The organism is Phenylobacterium sp. (assembly GCF_020402505.1).
In the GTDB taxonomy this organism is placed as follows: domain Bacteria; phylum Pseudomonadota; class Alphaproteobacteria; order Caulobacterales; family Caulobacteraceae; genus Phenylobacterium.
Genome location: NZ_JADBZL010000202.1, coordinates 1 through 18937 on the forward strand (window position 1 = coordinate 1; position 18937 = coordinate 18937).

Below are 18937 nucleotides of genomic sequence, written 5' to 3' on the forward strand. Positions count from 1 at the left end.
GGTGGAGGAATTACAGTATCTTAATTGCTCCCCTGCGGGGGAGCTCCCCGCGCAGCGGGGTGAGGGGGCGCCACGGCGGTTCGGAAAACCCCCTCCGGCCCGCTACGCGGTCCACCTCCCCCTCAAGAGGTGGAGGAATTGCAGTATCTTAATTGCTCCCCTGCGGGGGAGCTCCCCGCGCAGCGGGGTGAGGGGCGCCACGGCGGTTCACCTGGCGCCGGAAACGCAAAGTTAATCCGGGCAGGGCAGGGTGAGCTTTCGGATCAACCTGCGAGTCGCGTGACCCGGTGTTACAGACCCTGCGCACCTACTGGACGACGGCGGCGCTCTGCCTGCTGATCCTCTATTTCGGCTTCCACGCCCTGACGGGGGACCGGGGCATCCTGTCCACGGGCGAGCGCGACCAGACCCTCACGGACCGTCAGGCCCAGCTGGCGAGCCTGACCCGGCAGCGCCAGGAGCTTGAAACGCGGGCGCGGCTGCTTAAGGACGAGTCGGTTTCCGCCGATCTTCTCGACGAGCGCGCCCGGGCGCTGCTGGGATTCGCCGATCCGAGGGACTATGTGATCCGCGGAGGGTCCTGAAGGGACCTTCGTCCGGCCGGTCCGGGCGGTTCAGGGGAGTAGCGAATGGCGCGTCCAGCTGCCGGAAGGAAGACGCGGAAGGCGGCGGGCCCGGCCGCCTCTCAGAGTGCGGTGACGGGCGGGGTCGACCGCGACCAGCTCCTGGCCTGGTACCGCGAAATGCTGCTGATCCGCCGTTTCGAGGAGCGCGCCGGCCAGCTCTACGGCATGGGCCTGATCGGCGGTTTTTGCCACCTCTACATCGGCCAGGAGGCCATCGCCGTCGGCATCCAGGCCGTGCGCCGGCCGGGCGACCAGGTCATCACCGGCTATCGCGATCACGGCCACATGCTGGTCTGCGGCATGGACCCGCGCGAGGTCATGGCCGAGCTGACCGGCCGGGCGGGGGGCTCGTCCCGGGGCAAGGGCGGCTCCATGCACATGTTCTCCACCGAGGCCGGCTTCTATGGCGGCCACGGGATCGTCGGCGCCCAGGTCAGCCTGGGCACGGGGCTGGCCCTGGCCAACAGCTACCGGTCGAACGGCGCGGTCTCCTTCACCTTCTTCGGCGACGGGGCGGCCAACCAGGGCCAGGTCTATGAGAGCTTCAACATGGCCGAGCTCTGGAGCCTGCCGGTCGTCTACGTGATCGAGAACAACCAGTACGCCATGGGCACCTCCATCGAGCGGTCCTCCTCCGAGACCCACCTGTACCGGCGCGGCGCCTCCTTCCGCATTCCCGGCGAGGAGGTGGACGGCATGGACGTGGTCGCCGTGCGCGACGCCGCGGCCCGGGCCGCCGAGCACGCCCGGTCGGGGCAGGGGCCCTACATCCTGGAGATGAAGACCTACCGCTATCGCGGCCACTCCATGAGCGACCCGGCCAAGTACCGGACCCGCGAGGAGGTCGAAGAGGTGCGCCGCAACCGCGACCCCATCGATCATGTGCAGGAGCTGCTCACGGAGAAGGGCTGGGCCGACGAGGCGGCGCTCAAGGCCATCGACGCCGAGGTCCGCGCCATCGTCGCCGACGCCGCCGAGTTCGCCCGGATCTCGCCCGAGCCGGACCCGGCCGAGCTTTTCACCGACATCTATGTAGGGGCGGGGCGATGAGCGACATCCTCATGCCCGCCCTCTCGCCCACCATGGAGGAGGGGACCCTCGCCAAGTGGCACGTCAAGGCCGGCGACGCCGTCCGCTCGGGCGACGTCATCGCCGAGATCGAGACCGACAAGGCGACCATGGAGGTCGAGGCGGTCGACGAAGGCGTCATCGAGGCCATCCTGGTTCCGGAAGGGACCGAGGAGGTCAAGGTCAACACACCGATCGCCCGCCTCTCCGCCGGGGCTGGCGCGACACCGTCTCCCCCTCCGGTTACCCCCCCCATACCCCCCCCTGCCGTCCCTAAGGTCACCCCCCCTGTACAGGCGACGCCTGCGGAGCGGGCGCCAGACGCTCCCACCCCCCCTGTCGGGACGGTGTCGGGACGCCGGACGACCGTTCGCGACGCCCTGCGCGACGCCATGGCCGAGGAGATGCGCCGGGACGAGACGGTCTTCCTGATGGGCGAGGAGGTCGGCCAGTACCAGGGCGCCTACAAGGTCAGCCGGGGCCTGCTGGAGGAGTTCGGCGCCCGGCGGGTGATCGACACCCCCATCACCGAGCACGGCTTCGCCGGCCTCGGCGTCGGGGCGGCCATGGCGGGGCTGAGGCCGGTCGTCGAGTTCATGACGTTCAACTTCGCCATGCAGGCCATTGATCATATTATCAATTCGGCGGCGAAGACCCTTTACATGTCGGGCGGGCAGATCACCTGTCCCATCGTCTTCCGGGGCCCCAATGGCGCGGCGGCCCGGGTGGCGGCCCAGCACAGCCAGGACTATTCGGCCTGGTACGCCCATGTCCCCGGACTGAAGGTGGTGGCGCCCTACGACGCCGCCGACGCCAAGGGCCTGCTCAAGGCCGCCATCCGCGACCCGAATCCGGTGGTCTTCCTCGAGCACGAGATGCTCTACGGCCAGGAGTTCGAGGTCCCGGACGACCCGGACTGGACCGTACCGATCGGTCAGGCGCTCATCCGCAGGCCAGGCCGGGACGTGACCCTGACCGCCCATTCGCGCATGGTGGGCCTGGCCCTTGAGGCAGCAGAAATCCTGTCGAAACAGGGGGTTGAGGCGGAGGTCGTGGATCTTCGGACCCTCCGGCCCCTGGACCACGCCACCATCCTGGAGAGCGTCCGTCGGACAAACCGGATCGTCAGTGTCGAGGAGGGCTGGGCGCCCATGGGGGTCGGGGCGGAGATCGTCGCCCTCGTCGCCGCCGAGGCCTTCGACTGGCTGGACGCCCCGCCCCTGCGGATCGCCCAGGCCGACGCGCCCCTGCCGTACGCCGCCAATCTCGAGGCCCTCGCCCTGCCGTCGGTGGATCGGATCGTCGAGGCGGCCCTCAAGGTCTGCTACCGGTGAGCGCCCTGGCCTTCAAGACCGGCGGGTGCCATTGCGGCCGGGTCCGCTTCGAGGTCGCTCTTCCGGAGAGGCCTGAGGACCATTCCTGCAATTGTTCAATGTGTTCGAAGGTCGGTTTCATCCACCTCATCGTGCCGGAGAACCGGTTTCGCCTGGTCCGGGGCGAGGGCGAGCTGGTGGAATACACCTTCAACTCCGGCGTCGCCCGGCACCTGTTCTGCCGGACCTGCGGGGTGAAGAGCTTCTACCGCCCGCGCTCCAACCCGGACGGCTGGTCGGTCAACGCCCGCTGCCTGGACGAGGCGGTGAACATGGACGTCACCGAGTTCGACGGCCGGAACTGGGAGGCCAACGCCGCCAGCCTGGCCCACCTGTCCCGGGAGGCCGCGCCATGACCGACATCCTCATGCCCGCCCTGTCCCCGACCATGGAGGAGGGCATCCTCGCCAAATGGCTTGTAAAGGTTGGGGATTCCGTCCGGTCGGGCGATGTCGTCGCCGAGATTGAGACCGACAAGGCGACCATGGAGGTCGAGGCCGTCGATGAAGGCGTCGTCGAGGCCCTGCTCGTCGCCGAGGGGACTGAGGCGGTGAAGGTCAACACGCCCATCGCCCGGCTGTCGGGCGAGGGCGCCGCCCCGGTCGCCGCCCCATCGCCACCCCCGACCGTCGCCGCCCAAGCGCCTCAACGTCCCGAGCTGGTAAGGGAATCAACTGTTTTGGCAAAGGGTTCCGGGCGTATCTTCGCATCTCCCCTGGCGCGCCGACTGGCGGCTGAGCGGGGCCTGGACCTCGCGACCCTGACCGGCTCGGGGCCGCACGGCCGGATCATCCGCGCCGATGTCGAGGCGGCCGGGGCCTCCCCGCGAGCCGCCGCGCAGGCGACCGCTGCGGCCCCTGCGCCGGCGTCCGTCCCCGCCGACAGCCTGGCCCAGTTGGGCTATCCGGACGACAGCTACACCCTGGTCCCGCTGGACGGCATGCGCAGGACGGTGGCGCGACGTCTGACCGAAAGTGCAAGGGATATCCCGCACTTCCCCCTGACGATTGATGTCGAGATCGACGCCCTGCTGGCGGCCCGCACCCGGATCAACGGCCTGCTGGAGCCCCGGGGGATCAAGGTCAGCGTCAACGACCTGGTCATCAAGGCCGCCGCCCTGGCCCTCAGGCAGGTTCCCGAGGCCAACGCCTCCTTCACGCCGGAAGGCATCGCCCTGCACCGGCACGCCGACATCTCCATGGCCGTGGCGGTGGAGGGCGGGCTGATCACGCCCATCCTCCGCAGGGCCGAGCAGAAGGGCCTCGCGGACATCGCCCAGGAGGCCAAGGACCTGGCCGAGCGGGCCCGCAACCGGAAGTTGAAACCCGAGGAATTCCAGGGGGGTAGCTTCTCCATCTCAAACCTCGGCATGTTCGGGATCCGCCAGTTCGGCTCGATCATCAACCCGCCCCAGGGCGCCATCCTTTCTGTGGGCGCCGGCGAGGCGAGGGCGGTGATCCGCGACGGCCAGGTGGTCTCGCGCACCCTCATGACCGTGACCCTGACCTGCGACCACAGGGTCATTGACGGCGCCATCGGCGCCCGCTGGCTGGCCGCCTTCCGGGCCCTGATCGAAGAGCCCGTCACCATGATCGTCTAGGGGGGCCGCCGTGGACTTCGACCTTGTCGTCATCGGCGCCGGCCCGGGGGGCTATGTGGCCGCCATCCGCGCCGCCCAGCTGGGCCTGAAGACCGCCATCGTGGAGCGCGACAAGCTGGGCGGGATCTGCCTGAACTGGGGCTGTATCCCCACCAAGGCCCTGCTGAAGTCGGCGGAAACCTTTGAAACCCTTGGACATCTTGAGGACTACGGCCTGCGCGCCCAGAAGGTGGGCTTTGATCTCGACGCCGTGGTCGCCCGCTCCCGCAAGGTGGCGGGCCAGCTGAACGCCGGCGTCGCCTTCCTGATGAAGAAGAACAAGATCACGGTCATCGAGGGGGAGGCGCGGCTGGAGGCGGGCGCCCCGGCGCCGCTCGTCCGGGTGGCCCTGAAGGCAGGTGGAGAACAGGTCCTGAAGGCCGCCAACGTCCTCCTGGCCACGGGCGCCCGGGCGCGGACACTGCCGGACCTGGGCCTGGCCCCCGACGGCGAGCGCGTCTGGTCCTACCGCGAGGCCATGGTCCCGGACCGGGTTCCAACCTCCCTCCTGGTCGTGGGATCGGGCGCCATCGGGATCGAATTCGCCAGCTTCTTCAGAGCCTTGGGCTCGGAAGTGACGGTGGTTGAGGCCCTGCCGCGCATCCTGCCTGTGGAGGACGAAGAGGTCTCGGCGGCGGCGCAGAAGGCCTTCCAGGCCCGCGGCGTCGCCTTCCGGACCGGGGCTTCGGTCCGCCGCCTCGCCCGCAGCGGCAAGGGGGTGGAGCTGACCATCGAGGCCGGCGGGGCCCCCGAGACCCTGAAGGCCGACGTCGCCATCGTCGCCGTGGGCATTGTCGGCAATGTCGAGGGCCTGGGGCTGGAAGCCCTGGGCGTGACGATCGAGAAGACCCACGTCGTCACGGATTCCCACGGCTTTACGGGCGTTCCCGGCCTCTGGGCCGTCGGCGACCTGGCCGGCCCGCCCTGGCTGGCGCACAAGGCCAGCCACGAGGGCGTGCACTGCGTGGAGCACATCGCCGGCCTGAAGCCCTCCGGCCTCACCGCGCCCATTCCCGGCTGTACCTACGCCTCGCCACAGATCGCCTCCGTGGGGCTGACTGAGGCCCAGGCGAAGGCCAGGGGCCTGGAGGTCAAGGTTGGCCGTTTTCCCTTGCGCGCCAATGGCAAGGCCATCGCGGCGGGCCAGACCGAAGGCTTCGTCAAGACGGTGTTCGACGCCGCGACGGGCGCCCTGGTCGGCGCCCACATGATCGGCGCCGATGTCACCGAGATGATCCAGGGCTACGCCCTGGCCATGACCCTGGAAGCCACCGAGGCCGACCTCTTCGCGACCGTCTTCCCGCACCCGACGATCAGCGAAGGCATGCACGAAGCCGCGCTGGACGCCTTTGGCAGGGCGCTGCACGTCTGAGGGCGGAGTTCCCCTCCGTCGCGCTTCGCGCGCCACCTGCCCCTGAAAGAGGGAGGAATGAGAAGGGGTTAGAGGCTCCCGTTGGGAGATTTCCGGGCCAGGCCCCGGGGAGGGGGTTCAGGCCCTTGTCAGTCACAGCGGTTGGTGGCACGTTTAACTCATGTCCGCGCTGCTGCAGTTTTCGACCAATAACAACGGCCCCACCGGGGTCGAGGGTCTCTGCACGCGCTGAGCTAAAGACAGCAGGCAAGGATCACAAGGCCCCCCAATCGGCGGGGCCTTTTTCTTTGGCGCCGCAGATCGGTCGGCCTCTCTGGAGGTGACATGGAACCGATACGAGACCGCCAAACGACCCACCCGGCCATCGAGGACCTCCGCCGCCATATCGGCGCGGTCGTGACCCTGGACGGCTCTGTTGAGACCCTCCGCGATCAGAAGCGGATGCAGTTTCTCATTCTGAACCGTCACGGAGGGGCGGTGCAGGTCGTTCACGAGAAGGCCGGTGCAGATGACCGGCTGGCTCAGCGGCTGGGGGCCCTGACCCCAGGATCTGCCGTCACCGTGACAGGAACCGTGAGGGAGGCGGCTTCGGTCAAGCTGAACGGCCTTGAGATCGAGGCTGCGGACATCGTGGTCCACAGCCTCGCGGGGACGCCTCTCCCGGTCGCCGTGGATTCTTCGCTCGAGAAGCAGATCGACTGGCGGGTCCTGAGCCTGCGCAGGCCTGAGCAACGACTGGTCTTCGAAGTGCAGACCACGCTTGAACAGGCCATGCGCGCCTATTGGGCGCGGAAAGGTTTCATTGAGATCCACTCGCCAAAGCTCATGGGGACATTCAGTGAGTCCGGGGCCGAGGCGTTCAAGGTTCAGTACTTTGACCGGACCGCTTACCTGGCGCAGTCGCCGCAGTTCTACAAGCAGATGGCGATGGCGGCTGGATTTGAACGGGTTTTCGAGGTGGGACCGGCCTTCCGGGCCGAACCGTCCTTCACCGCCCGCCATGAGACGGAGTTTACGTCGATCGATATGGAGGTCGCCTGGACCGACTCCCACCAGGATCTGATGGCGCTGGAGGAAGACTGGCTGGTCGAGGTGCTGACGCAGGTGGCCGACGTTCATGGGCAGGCGCTGGAAGAGCGCCTGGGCGTGCGGATCGACGTGCCTGTGAGGCCCTTCCCAAGGGTGTCCCTGCAGGAGGCACAAGCCATTGTCAGGGCATCAGGCCATACGCCGACAAAGACGGACGACCTGGACCCCGAGGGCGAACGACGATTGTCGGCGCACGTGGCGCGCGAATATGGCCACGACTTCGTCTTTGTGACCGACTATCCGGTGACAGCCCGGCCCTTCTATCATCGTCGTCACAGGGATCGGCCTGACCTGACGCAGAGCTTCGACCTGCTCTGGAGGGGTATAGAGATCACGACGGGCGCCCAGCGGGAGCATCGATACGACCCGCTCAAGGCCCAGGCCGTGGAGCGCGGTTACGATCTGGAGCCATTGAGCAGCTATATCGACTTCTTCCGTTACGGTTGCCCGCCGCACGGCGGCATGGGTGTCGGACTCGCCCGGCTGCTGATGGTGATGCTCCAAAGGTCCAGTATCCGCGAGGTGACCTTTCTGAGCCGGTCCCCGACACGTCTGACGCCTTGAGCCGCCTTGCGTTGATTTCCGGGGACATGTCGCTGAGGGCGAGCGTGGGAGCGTGGGAGCGTGGGCGTTGGGCCATGCCCCGGGCGCGATCGAAGAGACGCCGGAATTCCCCCTCCGTCGCGCTGACGCCCGCCACCTCCCCCTGAAAGAGGTGGAGGAATTAGGGAGCCATTGCTCGCTTGCCGGGGAGCTCCTCGCGGAGCGGGGAGAGGGGGCTTGCTGAGGCGGTGTTGACCCCCTCCGCCGCGCTTCGCGCGCCACCTCCCCCTGGAAGGGGGAGGAATTGGAGCGGCCAATTGCTCCCCTTCGGGGGAGCTCCCCGCGGAGCGGGGTGAGGGGGCGCTGCGGCGGCTCGGCAGCCCCCTCCGTCGCGCTTCGCGCGCCACCTCTCCCTGAAAGAGGTGGAGGAATTGGGGAGCCATTGCTCCCCTGCGGGGGAGCTCCCCGCGGAGCGGGGTGAGGGGGCGCTGCGGCGGCTCGGCAGCCCCCTCCGTCCCGGGGCTTGCGCCCCGGTCCACCTCCCCCTCAAGAGGTGGAGGAATTAGGGAGCCATTGCTCGCCTGCGGGGGAGCTCCTCGCGAAGCGGGGTGAGGGGGGCGGCGCGCCCCGACCGGGCCGGGGTGGACCCGACGTTTGTCTGCAGGGCGACCAAACACGACTTCCGGGTCGTTATCGCCACGGCCACCATGCGTGGATGGCGCTGGCGAAGGCGGTGTAACTTTCGGCGTTTGGGTGAATGCCATCTCCAGCATCGGCTTCCCTTCGCCACGTCTCATAGACCTCCGCAGCGAATGGGACCGCGTCGAAGAAGGGGACGCCGAGGCTGGCGCACAAGCCCTTCAAGTGTTCGGAGTACGATCTGGTCTGGTCGTTACGAGGCTGACTTGAGGTCACCGGGAGTGGGCCCATCATGAGCGTGGGGCGCCATGCTGAGGCTTCTGACAAGATATCGTGCGCGTTCTGAAGCGAAGCGCCCTCGGAGACACGTGGCCTGCCGAATTCATCATCCGGAGCCAGATCGTTTAGGCCGAAGGAAAACACCAGCCGCCCATCGCCAGTACCGTCGACGAAGCTGTCGCCGAAGAAGCAAATCCGCATATTGAGGGTCTCCAGCCTCAATCTCTGCCCCGGAAAGACGTTTGTTTGGCGCAAAGTGACGATCCTTCGTCGCTACGTGTATCATTGACGTAGGGGTCACTGTCACCCCAGCCCTGTGCCCCTGACCCCTACGGAACAGTCTGGCGGCGCATCAGCATCGCTGAGGAATGAGATCAGGTCGCGACATCCATGAACCCCCATTCCCGCGTCCGAACCTGGCTTGAAATCCGGGAACCACTTGAGCGGCAGCTGGAGCCGCTGGGGCGCGCTGCAATGGAGGCCCTGGACGTTTCTGAGGGGCATCGTGTTCTCGATGTTGGCTGCGGTATCGGAGGCACGCCGATCGCTCTCTCCAAGCGAGTCGGGCCTTCAGGACGTGTTGTTGGATTGGACATCCTCCCTGACGCGATCGACGTTTTGCGGGGCGATGGAGGGAACCCGGACAATGTCGACTTCATCTGCGGCGATGCTCAAAGATATGGCTTTTCAGAAGGGTCATTCGACGCGATTTTCTCCAGGTTTGGCGTCATGTTCTTTGACGATGCGACCGGGGCCTTTCGCAATCTTCTCCGTGCGCTGCGTCCCGGCGGCCGCCTTGGTTTCGTCTGCTGGCGCGACCTGAGCCAGAACGAGCTGGATTACCTGCCGCTTCGCGCCGTCGCATCGCTTCTGCCGCCGGATCTTGTGAGCAAGACGGCAATTTCGGGCTGGTTCTCGTTCTCCAGGGCGGAGAGTCTTCGGCGGATCCTCGGTAAGGCGGGATTTCTGGATGTCCAGATCACCTCCAGGGACGTGAGGGTCCATAGCGGGAGTCTTCGGGAGATGGTGGATGTCTGCACTCGGGTCGGCGCCGTGGGCGCAATTCTTCGCGACCGTCCGCATCTGATGCGCAAGGCCGCCCTGGCGCTTGAGGATGCGTTACGCGAAAGAGACGGCCCCAACGGTCCAGAACTCCGGGCAGGGGTCTGGATCGTTACAGCCAGGGCGCCCTAAGCCCGGCCCTTCATCGAATTCTTCGGACCGACATGGGCAATCCACCCGCCGGGCGCAGGGCGAAACTGGCGACCGGCCGCACCCGGTGGGGTGAGACGACGGTGAAGTCGATGGCCCGCACGAGGCTTGCCAGGACCGTCACCGCTTCCATCATCGCGAAGGCGGCGCCGAGGCAGATGCGAGGACCGGCGCCAAAGGGCAGATAGGTGAAGCGATCGGGCTGTGGCGCCGACGGCGCAAACCGGTCGGGATCGAAGGCGTCGGGGTTAGCCCAATGGCCTCGATGCCGATGAAGCGCGTAGACTGGGATGATGACGCGAGATCCGGCTTGTACCGGAAATCCCGCCAGCTCCGTTCGCTTTCGGCTCACCCGGGTGAGCTGGAACCCCGGGGGATAGAGCCGCAAGGTCTCGCTGAGAACCTGGCGGGTAAACACCAATCGATCGACGTGAGTGGCGTCGATCGCCTTCGTCCCCGCAACCTTAGTCACCTCGTCCCGGATTCGCGCGGCGGTCGGGGGATGCATGGCGACCAGGTAGAGCGCCCAGGTCAGGGCCAGCGCCGTGGTTTCGTGGCCAGCCACAATGAACCCGAGCAAGTTATTGGCGAGCAGATCATCGTCCATCCCCTGGCCCGTCTCCGGGTCGCGAGCCTGGAGCAGGAGATCGACCAGGTCGGGGCGGGAGGCCGAGCCCCGGCGGCGGGAAACCATGCGTCTGATGTCGTTCAGCAGGGGCTGGCGGTGTGCGGAACGGGCGTCCGGTCGCGATGCATGGTAGGCATCCGGCGCCAGGAAGTAGCTGACGCGCATTCTGCCGATGTCCACGAGAAAGGACTTGATCCGGGACTGCATCGCGGCGCGGTCGAAGTCCTCACCACCGGACAGCATGGTGTCGAGGATGACCTCGAAGGTCAGCCTCGTCATCTCCGAAGGGATGTCGATCAGGTTCTCCTGTCCTGACCCGGTCCAGGCGTCCACAGTCCTGTCGGCGACGCCGCTGACCAATGGGGCCAGCCCCGCCATCTCGGCCGGACGAAAGGCTGGCGCCGTCGCGCGCCGTTGCCATCGCCAGTCTCGATCCTCAGCCGTGAAAAGACCTCTTCCCCAGGCCGGTCGCATCATGCGCTTGAGCAGTTCACCCTGCGGAAAGTCTTGTGCGGCATCCAGCAGGACTGTCCGTATGGCCTGTGGCTCCACAACGAACAGGGGCATTCCCGGAAACGGCGGGCGGTAGGCGTCTCCTTCGAAGACCGCTCTTGGCCAGCCTTCGATCTGATTGAAGGGCGCGCGCGCCGCCAGCAACCAGGATGGCGGATCTGTCTGCGGCGGAATGACGGCTGCGGGGATAAACGGCGCTTCCGCCTGGGCAGGCCCCATTGCAGACATCTGAGAGGTTCCGAGACAACCGTAGAGGCGCGCAGCCTACCCCCAATCATCGACGCTGACGAGGGTCATGGCTGTTCGTGTGAGGTGTTGCGGCCGTAGATCCCCGGCAAGGGGGGGGGGGGACCTCAAGACCCGTTGCGCCCTGTCCTTGTGGGGGAGTGCATGGGGTCCAGTCGTCATGTCTTGCAGGGGCAGGTTGACGGCGCCTATCCTCTTCAGGTGACGGTTTCACCATCCCCAGACCTCGATCATCTGGCCGAGGCCTTCGCTGCGTCGCTGGCCGACGTGACGCCCGTCGCCGAGCGGAAGGGGAACTATGTCCACGCACCTGTGGTGGCGCGGACCTACATCTCGGATCGAGCCCTGCCGGTGGCCCTGGTCCGGTCAGCGCGGGCCCTGGTGTTGCGGCGCCGGGCCGTCGTTGTGGTGCGAGAGCGCGATGGCTATCGCCACATCACGCCAGGGGGGCGTCTGGAGCCGGGTGAGACCGTCGAGGAGGCGGTGAGGCGGGAGGTGCTGGAGGAGTGTGGCTGGCGACTAGGTGCGCTCAGGCCGCTGGGGTTCGAGCATGTCCAGCATGTTGATGCGCCGCCGCCAGGGTTACCGGCGGCGGGATTCCTCAATCCCATCTTCGTGGCGGAGGGTCTTTCGTTTCACCGATCCGCCCGGGACATGACCCAGAGCGAAGTCGGCTCGAGCCTCGTTTCGGTCGCCCGGGCCTTGCGGGAGCTACCGGACTGGAGCGCGACCCTGTTGCGATGCGCGCAGAGTCAAAGACCGGCGCTGTTGGTGTGAAGCCCGGCTTCGGGGCACGCATTGACGTTCCCTTGCACTCGTGGGACGCGCGGTATTGGTGTGCCGTAAATGCGGTCTGCCTGCATGACTGGAAGAACGATCTGACATGCACAGCCGGTTGAAGTTCGACATCGGGTGGGCCTCCCTTCTGTGGGCGGCCGCGGGGCTGCCCGTGTCTCGCGCGCGCGTGGCCCGTGCACGTAGGTTCGTAGAGAGCGGTTGGGGCGGTAGGCGCGGAGTAATCGGACTGTCGGCGCGGACGCTGTTCGACGCTCTCCTGGCGGAGCTGGCCCTACCGGCAGGCGCCAAGATCATCATGTCCGGGGTCAACATCCAGAACATGTTTGATCTTGCGCGATTGTATGGACTTGAGATCATCCCCGTAGATATCAATCCTGCAACATTGGCGCCGATGCCGGGTGCACTATTGGATGCACAAGCCAAGAGTGGCGCCAGGATTTGCGTCGAGGCCCAACTCTATGGGTCGGTCAGCCCTCTGCATGACGCATCTGCCCTGCGAGAGCGTGGCGTTTTCGTTCTCGAGGATGCAGCGCAAGCCTTTGCCGACCGGTCGTACACTGGCGACGCCAATGCCGACGCGACCCTCTTCAGCTTCGGTCCGATCAAGCGTCGAACTGCGCTGGGTGGAGGGGTTGGCGTTTTCCGCGATCGGGTCCTTGCTGCGCGAGTCGAGGCACGTCTGGCCAGCCACGAGATGAGAAGCGAGAGCTGGCTGCGTCGACGCGCATTCAAGTACCTCCTGTTGAAGGCGCTGACCCTTCCGCCGATTTATGGAGCGCTGTTGCAGCTGGTCCGGATCAGCGGCAACGACCCCGAAAAGGTCATTGGAGAAGCGGCTCGGGGCTTTTCCGGTCCCTCACTTGCCGTGTCGATTCGCGCCCAGCCGCCGGGTCGCTTGGTCGTGCTGATGGCGCACCAGATCAATACAGCGGAGGACGCTTCATCGAGACAGTCCGCCTGTCTTGGGTTTCTGTCGCAGTTGCCCCCCGAGTTCATGAAAGTTGGCGAGCATGCAGAGCGGCATGCCTACTGGCTGCTCGCGATCTGTTGCAGGAAGCCTGAAGAGGCTTTGGACTTCTTGCGATCCCATGGATTCGATGCGACGCGCGGTACAACCAGCCTCCGCGCCGAGACTCCCGGACGAACACCGGTCGCGGCCCGAATGCTCGAGTCTGTTGTGTATCTTCCGCATCCTGCCGGATTGTCTGCTGGAGCGCGCAGGAGGCTCATTTCCGCCTTGTGCGACTATGCGGGGCGTTCGGAGCTGGCCGGAATTCAGCTGTAGGTGGTCTCGCAAGTGCAGCCCAGCCGTTCCCTTCACTGGCCTGAAGTCTGGAGCCTCGGGGATCAGAGCGTGTGGTGACAGCACAATCATTGACGCTCACTTGCTTCCATTTGGTATCCTGGAAACTGGTGCACTGGCGCCGGCGTTCCCCCTCCGCCGCGCTTCGCGCGCCACCTCCCCCTCAAAAGGGGGAGGAATTAGGGAGCCATTGCTCCCCTGCGGGGGAGCTCCCCGCGGAGCGGGGTGAGGGGGCAACGGCCCCTCCGCAAACCCCCTCCGGCCCGCCTTCGCGGTCCACCTCCCCCTGGAAGGGGGAGGAATTACGGAGCCATTGCTCCCTTGACGCGGGGCGAGGATCAGGCGGCGGGGGCCAGCGTCAGGCTCTTTTCCATGAGCTCGCCTTCGCGGGTCTGGAGGCAGACCTTGTAGGGGCCGGGGAAGAAGACCCATTCCCGGGTCGCCGGGTCCCACTGGCGGAGCGCATCGAGGGGGATGTGCAGCCGGAGGGTCTTCTGCTCACCGGGAGCCAGGGTCACCCGGGTGAAGGCCCGGAGCAGACGGTCCGGGCCTTCCAGGGCGCCCGGAGGATGCCGGACAAAGGCGAGGACGGTCTCATCCCCGGTCACGACGCCGGCGTTGCGCACGCTGACCTGGACCTCGATTCCGCCCGCCTCACGGCGCAGTTTCAGGGCCCGGTAGCGGAACTCGGCGTAGCTGAGGCCGTGGCCGAACCCGAACCGCGGAGCGACGCCCTTGTGTTCCAGAAGGGTGTATCCGTGCAGGGGGGCGTACTCGATCTGGCGGGCCGTCCTGTCGAAGAAGGGATAGTCGTCGATCGACCGCGCAACGCTGAAGGGTAGGCGCCCTGAGGGGGAGACGTCGCCGAACAGAAGCTCCGCCAGGGCCGTTCCGCCCTCCATGCCGGCGTAGAAGGTCTGAAGGATGGCCGGCGTCGTATCGACCCAGTCTTCGACCATCACCGCAGACCCTGCGATGATCACCACCACCACCGGCTTTCCGCTGGCCGCAGCTTCCCGAATGAGCGCCACCTGGTCCGGGCTCAGGTCAAGGTCGGCGCGGTCTCCGCCGATGTCGGGGCCATTGCCGTTTGTGGACTGGGCGCGGGTCACCGCCTTGAGGCCGGGGCTGTCGATACGGCCAAGATCGATGCCGCCGCCCGGGATGTACTCGCCTTCGTCCTCGTGCGTACGGCCGACAATCACGACAACGGCGTCGGCTTCGGCGCAGGCCTTGCGAACCGCAGGCAGGTCCGTTTCCTCCGCCAGGATGACGGAGTCGTCTCCCAGACGACGGCGCAGACCCTCCGCCGGGGTGACCACGTAGGCGGGGTGGACGCGCGACGATCCGAAGTCGCCGGTGTTTTCCTTGTCGGCGAGACGGCCGAGTACGGCGAGCTTGCGCACCCGGGCCGGGTCGAAGGGCAGGATTCCGTCGTTCTTCAGCAGAACGGCGGACTTGCGCGCCGCCTCCAGCGCGACCGCCACATGCTCGGGCCTGGCGACCAGGTCGGGCGTGTAGGCCTCGAGCGGGTCTTCCGCGCAGGCGAAACGGTACTGGGTGCGCAGAATGCGGCGACAGGCGGTGTCGATGACGCCGGGCTCTATATGGCCGGCCTCGACGGCGGCCAGAAGCGAGTCGCCGAAGACCAGGGGCTCGGGGTTCTCCACATCCAGCCCGGCGGATGCGGCGTAGACATTCCTCAGCCCGTAGATCCAATCCGAATGCACAAAGCCGTCAAAGCCCCACTCGCCGCGCAGGATGTCCGTCAGGAGCTCGCGGTGCTGTCCGCAATAGACGCCATTCCACTGGTTGTAGGCGCTCATCACGCTGGCGCAGCCGGCGTCGATCGCGCGCTTGAAGTGGGGAAGGTAGACCTCGCGCATGGTGCGGCCGTCGCAGCGGACGTCGACCGTGAAGCGGACGTTTTCAATGGAGTTCACCGCGAAGTGCTTCACAGTGGCGATGACATTGTGGGTCTGCAGCCCGACAGCCAGGGCGGCGCCCATTTCTCCGAGATGGTGCGGGTCTTCCCCGTAGGTCTCCTGCGCGCGCCCCCACCCCGGGTGGCGCAGGAGGTTCATGCAGACTGCGCCGGAGAGGGTGCACCCCTGGGCGCGCGCCTCGATGCTCATGACCTCGCCGATGCGGCGCTCCAGGTCGACATCGAAGGTCGCCCCCCGGGCCATGGAGCAGGGAAAGCAGGTGGAGTGGCCCCGGGCGACGCCACGCGGCCCGTCCGTGAAGAAGAGGGGTGGAATGCCGAGGCGCTCGCACCCTCCGCCGGCGGCGTAGGGTTCGCTTCCCCAGCGCCTGCCGCTCTTGGCGTACTGTACGAAGAAGCCGCGCCCCGACATCATGGCGACCTTTTCCGCCATCGTCGTTTCCGCCAGGACGGCGTCGATCCGCGCCTCCTGCTCTGAGGGGGAGAGACCTTTTTCCGGGGCGTAGTCGGACATCGGGTTTTCCTTGGCTTGCGGAGTTTGTCAGGCGAAGCGTGAGACGTAGTTCTCAAGAAACTCTTGTCTTCCCGAGACCGGCTGGGGTTCGACATTCCGGGTGAGGGCGGCCTGGGCCACATCCGCCAGGCTGACCTGACCGGCCAGGATCGCCTTGCCCTCAGAACCCTCCCAGCCGGCGTATCGCTGGCTGACAAAGGTGTCGAGCTTACCATCCGCTTCCAGGTCGGCGGCGGCGAGGAGGCCGCGCGCGAGGGCGTCGACGCTGCCGATATGCCCATGGAAGAGATCGTCCACGCTGACCGATTGCCGGCGGATCTTGGCGTCGAAGTTGAAACCGCCGGTGCGCAGGCCGCCGGCCTTGAGGATGCGGCGCCAGACGAGGGTGAGTTCGCCGACATCCATGGCGAACTGGTCGGTGTCCCAGCCGTTGTGGGGATCCCCGCGGTTGAGGTCGATCGAACCGAAGACGCCGTGGGCGATGGCGGTGGCCACCTCGTGCTCGAAGCTGTTACCGGCCAAGGTCGCATGGTTGGCTTCGATGTTGAGCGCCACCTCGCCCTCCAGGCCATAGGTTCGCAGGAAGGCGGCGCAGGTTGCGGCGTCCCGGTCGTACATGTGCTTGGCCGGCTCATACGGCTTGGGTTCGACCAGGATCGCACCCTTGAAGCCGATCTTGTGTTTGTGCTCGACGATCATCGCGAGGAACCGGCCGTACTGATCCAGTTCGCGGCGCATGTCGGTGTTGAGCAGGGTGTCGTAGCCCTCGCGCCCGCCCCAGAGCACGTAGTTTTCCCCGCCCAGCCGATGGGTCGTCTCCAGGCAGGCATGGACCTGCGCGGCCGCGCAGGCGAAGACCTCAGGATCCGGATTAGTGGCGGCGCCGGCGGCGTAGCGCGGGTGGGCCGTCAGGTTGGCCGTGCCCCAGAGCAAGCTGACCCCGGTCTTCCGCATGCGCTCGGCCATGAGCGGCTCCATGCGCGCCATGCCGTCAATGAGGTCGCGGAGCGTCGTAGCGTGCGGCGCCACGTCATGGTCGTGGAAGGTGAAGTAGGGCGCGCCCAGCCGTGAGAAGAAGTCGAAGGCGGCGTCGAGGCGCTCCGTCGCCGCGGCGAGGTCCACCGGACCGGCCATCCAGGGTCTCGGAAGCGTCGCCCAGCCGAAGGGATCCATGCCCGTGAAGCAGAACGAATGCCAGAAACAGACCGCCCAGCGCATGTGGTCCTTCATCGGGCGCCCGGCGACGATCCTGTCGGCGTCGTAGTACCTGTAGGCGAGGGGATTGTCGGAGTCCGGCCCCTCGAACCGGATGGGCGGAACCCCGGAGAAAATCGTGGTCATGGGCTGAGCTCCTGGAAGGTCTGGGAAAGGGCGGGGTGGAGACGGCGCCAGACGGCGCGCCGGAGCGCCAGGCGACCGGCCAGCTCCTTGTCCGGTGTCAGTTCGCGCAGGACTTGCCCGGGGCGGCGCAGGGGCTCTGCAACCTCTCCTTCCAACGCCATCCAGGCCAGGCGGGCGGCGCCGAGCGCCGCGGCCGTCTCGCCCCCGTCGCGGTATACGAGAGGCCGGCCGAGGGCGGCCGCGAGCAGGGGGCCCAGCCCGGCGATCCGGGTTCCGCCCCCGACGACGCTCAGCGCCTCGACCTGGGGCGAACCGAGGGCCTCGAACCCATCGGCCAGGGCGAAGGCGACCCCCTCGAGAGCCGCCCGCACCAGCGCCTCGCGGGTCGTGGCGTGGGTCAGGCCGACGAAGACGCCGCTGGCGGAGGGATCGTTGTGCGGCGTGCGCTCTCCCGACAGCCAGGGCGCGAAGAGCGGGTCGTCAGGCTGGCCATCGCCCAGATTGGCGACCGCCTCGGCGGTGGAGGAAAACCCCGCCAGCCGGGCGACGGAGTCGATCGCGCTGGCCGCCGACAGGGTGACGGACATCCGGTGCCAGATTTCGGGCAGGGCGTGACAGAAGGTATGAACCCCGCGACCCGGGTTCGGCCGGAAGGCGTCGTCGGCGATGAAGATCACGCCGGAGGTGCCCACCGAGACAAAGGCCTGGCCGGGAGCGACGGCCCCGACGCCCACCGCACTGGCGGCGTTGTCTCCGCCGCCGCCGGCGACGGGAACCTGCGGGAGCCCCAGGGTCTCGGCGACAGGCTTGCGCAGCACCCCGGAGACCGCAGAGCCCTCGACCAGCCGGGGCATGTGGTCCCGCGTCAGGCCCGTGGCCGCCAGGAGCACGTCGGACCAGTCCCGGCGCCCGACATCGAGCCAGAGCGTTCCTGCCGAGTCCGACATGTCGCTGACCGTCTCTCCCGTCAGCCAGAGGCGCACATAGTCCTTCGGCAGGAGGACGCGCCGGGTTGCGGCGAAGACCTCCGGCTCGTGCGCCCGAACCCAGGCCAGCTTCGGAGCCGTGAAGCCCGGCATGGCGCGGTTGCCGGTAATGGCCACAAGGTCGGGGGCGGCGGCTTCAAGCGCCCGGCACTCGCGGCCGGAGCGGCCATCATTCCAGAGAATGGCCGGTCGAAGGGCCTTGTCCCGGACGTCGAGGAGCGTGGCTCCATGCATCTGGCCTGAGAGCCCGATCGCCCGGGTGCGTCGTCGAATCGCCTCAGGCAGGGCGCAGATGGCGGCCTCGGCCGCGGCGATCCAGTCCTGCGGATCCTGCTCGGACCAGAGCGGCTGTGGCCGGCTCACGGCGAGGGGCGTCGTCGCCTGCGCCTGGATGACGCCGCCGCTGTCGACCGCGACGGCTTTCACGCCCGAGGTGCCGAGATCCAGACCGATGACGACCACTCCAAGACCTCCAAAGGCAGCCGCCTCCCGGACCGGGAGGCCCACTGGAGCGTCGAGCGCCATGCAGGCCTTTCCTCATCGGAGAGATGTCGGCGGGTGCGCGCCAACGCTTGTGAGTGTAGGGAAGCCACCTTGAAAACAAACAGTCAATCCTGTTTGTATCTGAAGCTGATCAGAGAGGGACCCGTGACTCGCAGGACTGACCGAAGGACCCGACGCCTGGCGCAGACGCCCGCCAGGCTCGCGGGCGCCGCAGGAGTGCAACGATGACGGCCCCTCCCGCCCGTCTGACACAGGCCCAGCGATCCGGCAGAACCCGCGAGCGTCTGGTGGCGGCTGCGATCGACGCCCTCTACCGCTA

General features: G+C 67.2%; 15 protein-coding genes. 10 read left to right on the forward strand and 5 right to left on the reverse strand.

Features of this window, described 5'->3' with window-relative positions; all coding sequences use genetic code 11:
* The first annotated feature begins 287 nt into the window (after window positions 1-287).
* The 7 genes from IM632_RS13305 (at window position 288) to aspS (ending at window position 7731) form a co-directional block, all read left to right on the forward strand.
* Entirely contained in the window at window positions 288-584 is a 297-nt protein-coding gene (locus IM632_RS13305; protein ID WP_296480808.1) for a septum formation initiator family protein, read from the forward strand.
* Window positions 585-629: 45 nt separating this feature from the next.
* Window positions 630-1676, forward strand: a complete 1047-nt coding sequence (gene pdhA, locus IM632_RS13310) for a pyruvate dehydrogenase (acetyl-transferring) E1 component subunit alpha (RefSeq protein ID WP_296521338.1) — start codon at window positions 630-632, stop codon at window positions 1674-1676.
* Window positions 1673-3028, forward strand: a complete 1356-nt coding sequence (locus IM632_RS13315) for a pyruvate dehydrogenase complex E1 component subunit beta (protein ID WP_296521334.1) — start codon at window positions 1673-1675, stop codon at window positions 3026-3028. The genes pdhA and IM632_RS13315 overlap by 4 nt, the downstream gene beginning before the upstream one ends.
* The gene (locus tag IM632_RS13320; RefSeq protein ID WP_296485068.1) at window positions 3025-3423 is read left to right on the forward strand and encodes a GFA family protein; all 399 of its coding nucleotides are present in this window, start codon (window positions 3025-3027) and stop codon (window positions 3421-3423) included. Before IM632_RS13315 ends, IM632_RS13320 begins: the two co-directional genes overlap by 4 nt.
* On the forward strand, window positions 3420-4667 hold the full coding sequence (locus IM632_RS13325; RefSeq protein WP_296485071.1) for a pyruvate dehydrogenase complex dihydrolipoamide acetyltransferase: 1248 nt from the start codon (window positions 3420-3422) through the stop codon (window positions 4665-4667). The genes IM632_RS13320 and IM632_RS13325 overlap by 4 nt, the downstream gene beginning before the upstream one ends.
* A gap of 10 nt (window positions 4668-4677) precedes the next feature.
* The gene (gene lpdA / locus IM632_RS13330; RefSeq protein ID WP_296485073.1) at window positions 4678-6078 is read left to right on the forward strand and encodes a dihydrolipoyl dehydrogenase; all 1401 of its coding nucleotides are present in this window, start codon (window positions 4678-4680) and stop codon (window positions 6076-6078) included.
* Window positions 6079-6402: 324 nt separating this feature from the next.
* Entirely contained in the window at window positions 6403-7731 is a 1329-nt protein-coding gene (gene aspS, locus IM632_RS13335) for an aspartate--tRNA(Asn) ligase (protein WP_296534709.1), read from the forward strand.
* A 669-nt stretch (window positions 7732-8400) separates the two neighbouring features.
* Here the strand turns inward: aspS and IM632_RS13340 are convergent.
* The gene (locus IM632_RS13340) at window positions 8401-8850 is read right to left on the reverse strand and encodes a GDSL-type esterase/lipase family protein (RefSeq protein WP_296485081.1); all 450 of its coding nucleotides are present in this window, start codon (window positions 8848-8850) and stop codon (window positions 8401-8403) included.
* A gap of 252 nt (window positions 8851-9102) precedes the next feature.
* On the opposite strand from IM632_RS13340, the gene IM632_RS13345 reads away from it, so the two are divergent.
* Window positions 9103-9822 carry a methyltransferase domain-containing protein gene (locus IM632_RS13345; protein ID WP_363278450.1) on the forward strand — a complete coding sequence of 240 codons (720 nt, stop codon included), beginning with the start codon at window positions 9103-9105 and terminating at the stop codon, window positions 9820-9822.
* A gap of 10 nt (window positions 9823-9832) precedes the next feature.
* Here IM632_RS13345 and IM632_RS13350 read toward each other — a convergent pair whose 3' ends face one another.
* Complete coding sequence (locus tag IM632_RS13350; protein WP_296518686.1) at window positions 9833-11209, reverse strand: cytochrome P450; 1377 nt, start codon at window positions 11207-11209, stop codon at window positions 9833-9835.
* Window positions 11210-11371: 162 nt separating this feature from the next.
* Between IM632_RS13350 and IM632_RS13355 the strand changes: the two genes are divergently transcribed.
* Window positions 11372-12004, forward strand: a complete 633-nt coding sequence (locus tag IM632_RS13355; RefSeq protein WP_296485088.1) for an NUDIX domain-containing protein — start codon at window positions 11372-11374, stop codon at window positions 12002-12004.
* Window positions 12005-12122: 118 nt separating this feature from the next.
* Window positions 12123-13310 carry a DegT/DnrJ/EryC1/StrS family aminotransferase gene (locus IM632_RS13360; protein WP_296518687.1) on the forward strand — a complete coding sequence of 396 codons (1188 nt, stop codon included), beginning with the start codon at window positions 12123-12125 and terminating at the stop codon, window positions 13308-13310.
* A gap of 356 nt (window positions 13311-13666) precedes the next feature.
* On the opposite strand, the gene IM632_RS13365 is transcribed toward IM632_RS13360, so the two are convergent.
* From IM632_RS13365 to xylB, 3 genes are read right to left on the reverse strand one after another with little or no spacing between them, the layout of a single operon-like run.
* A complete protein-coding gene (locus IM632_RS13365) occupies window positions 13667-15787 on the reverse strand; it encodes a glycoside hydrolase family 3 C-terminal domain-containing protein (protein ID WP_296485092.1) in 2121 nt (706 codons plus the stop codon).
* Between the two features lie 27 nt (window positions 15788-15814).
* Window positions 15815-17128, reverse strand: a complete 1314-nt coding sequence (xylA, locus tag IM632_RS13370; RefSeq protein ID WP_296485095.1) for a xylose isomerase — start codon at window positions 17126-17128, stop codon at window positions 15815-15817.
* Complete coding sequence (gene xylB / locus IM632_RS13375) at window positions 17125-18639, reverse strand: xylulokinase (RefSeq protein WP_296499300.1); 1515 nt, start codon at window positions 18637-18639, stop codon at window positions 17125-17127. The genes xylA and xylB overlap by 4 nt, the downstream gene beginning before the upstream one ends.
* Window positions 18640-18937: the final 298 nt, after the last annotated feature.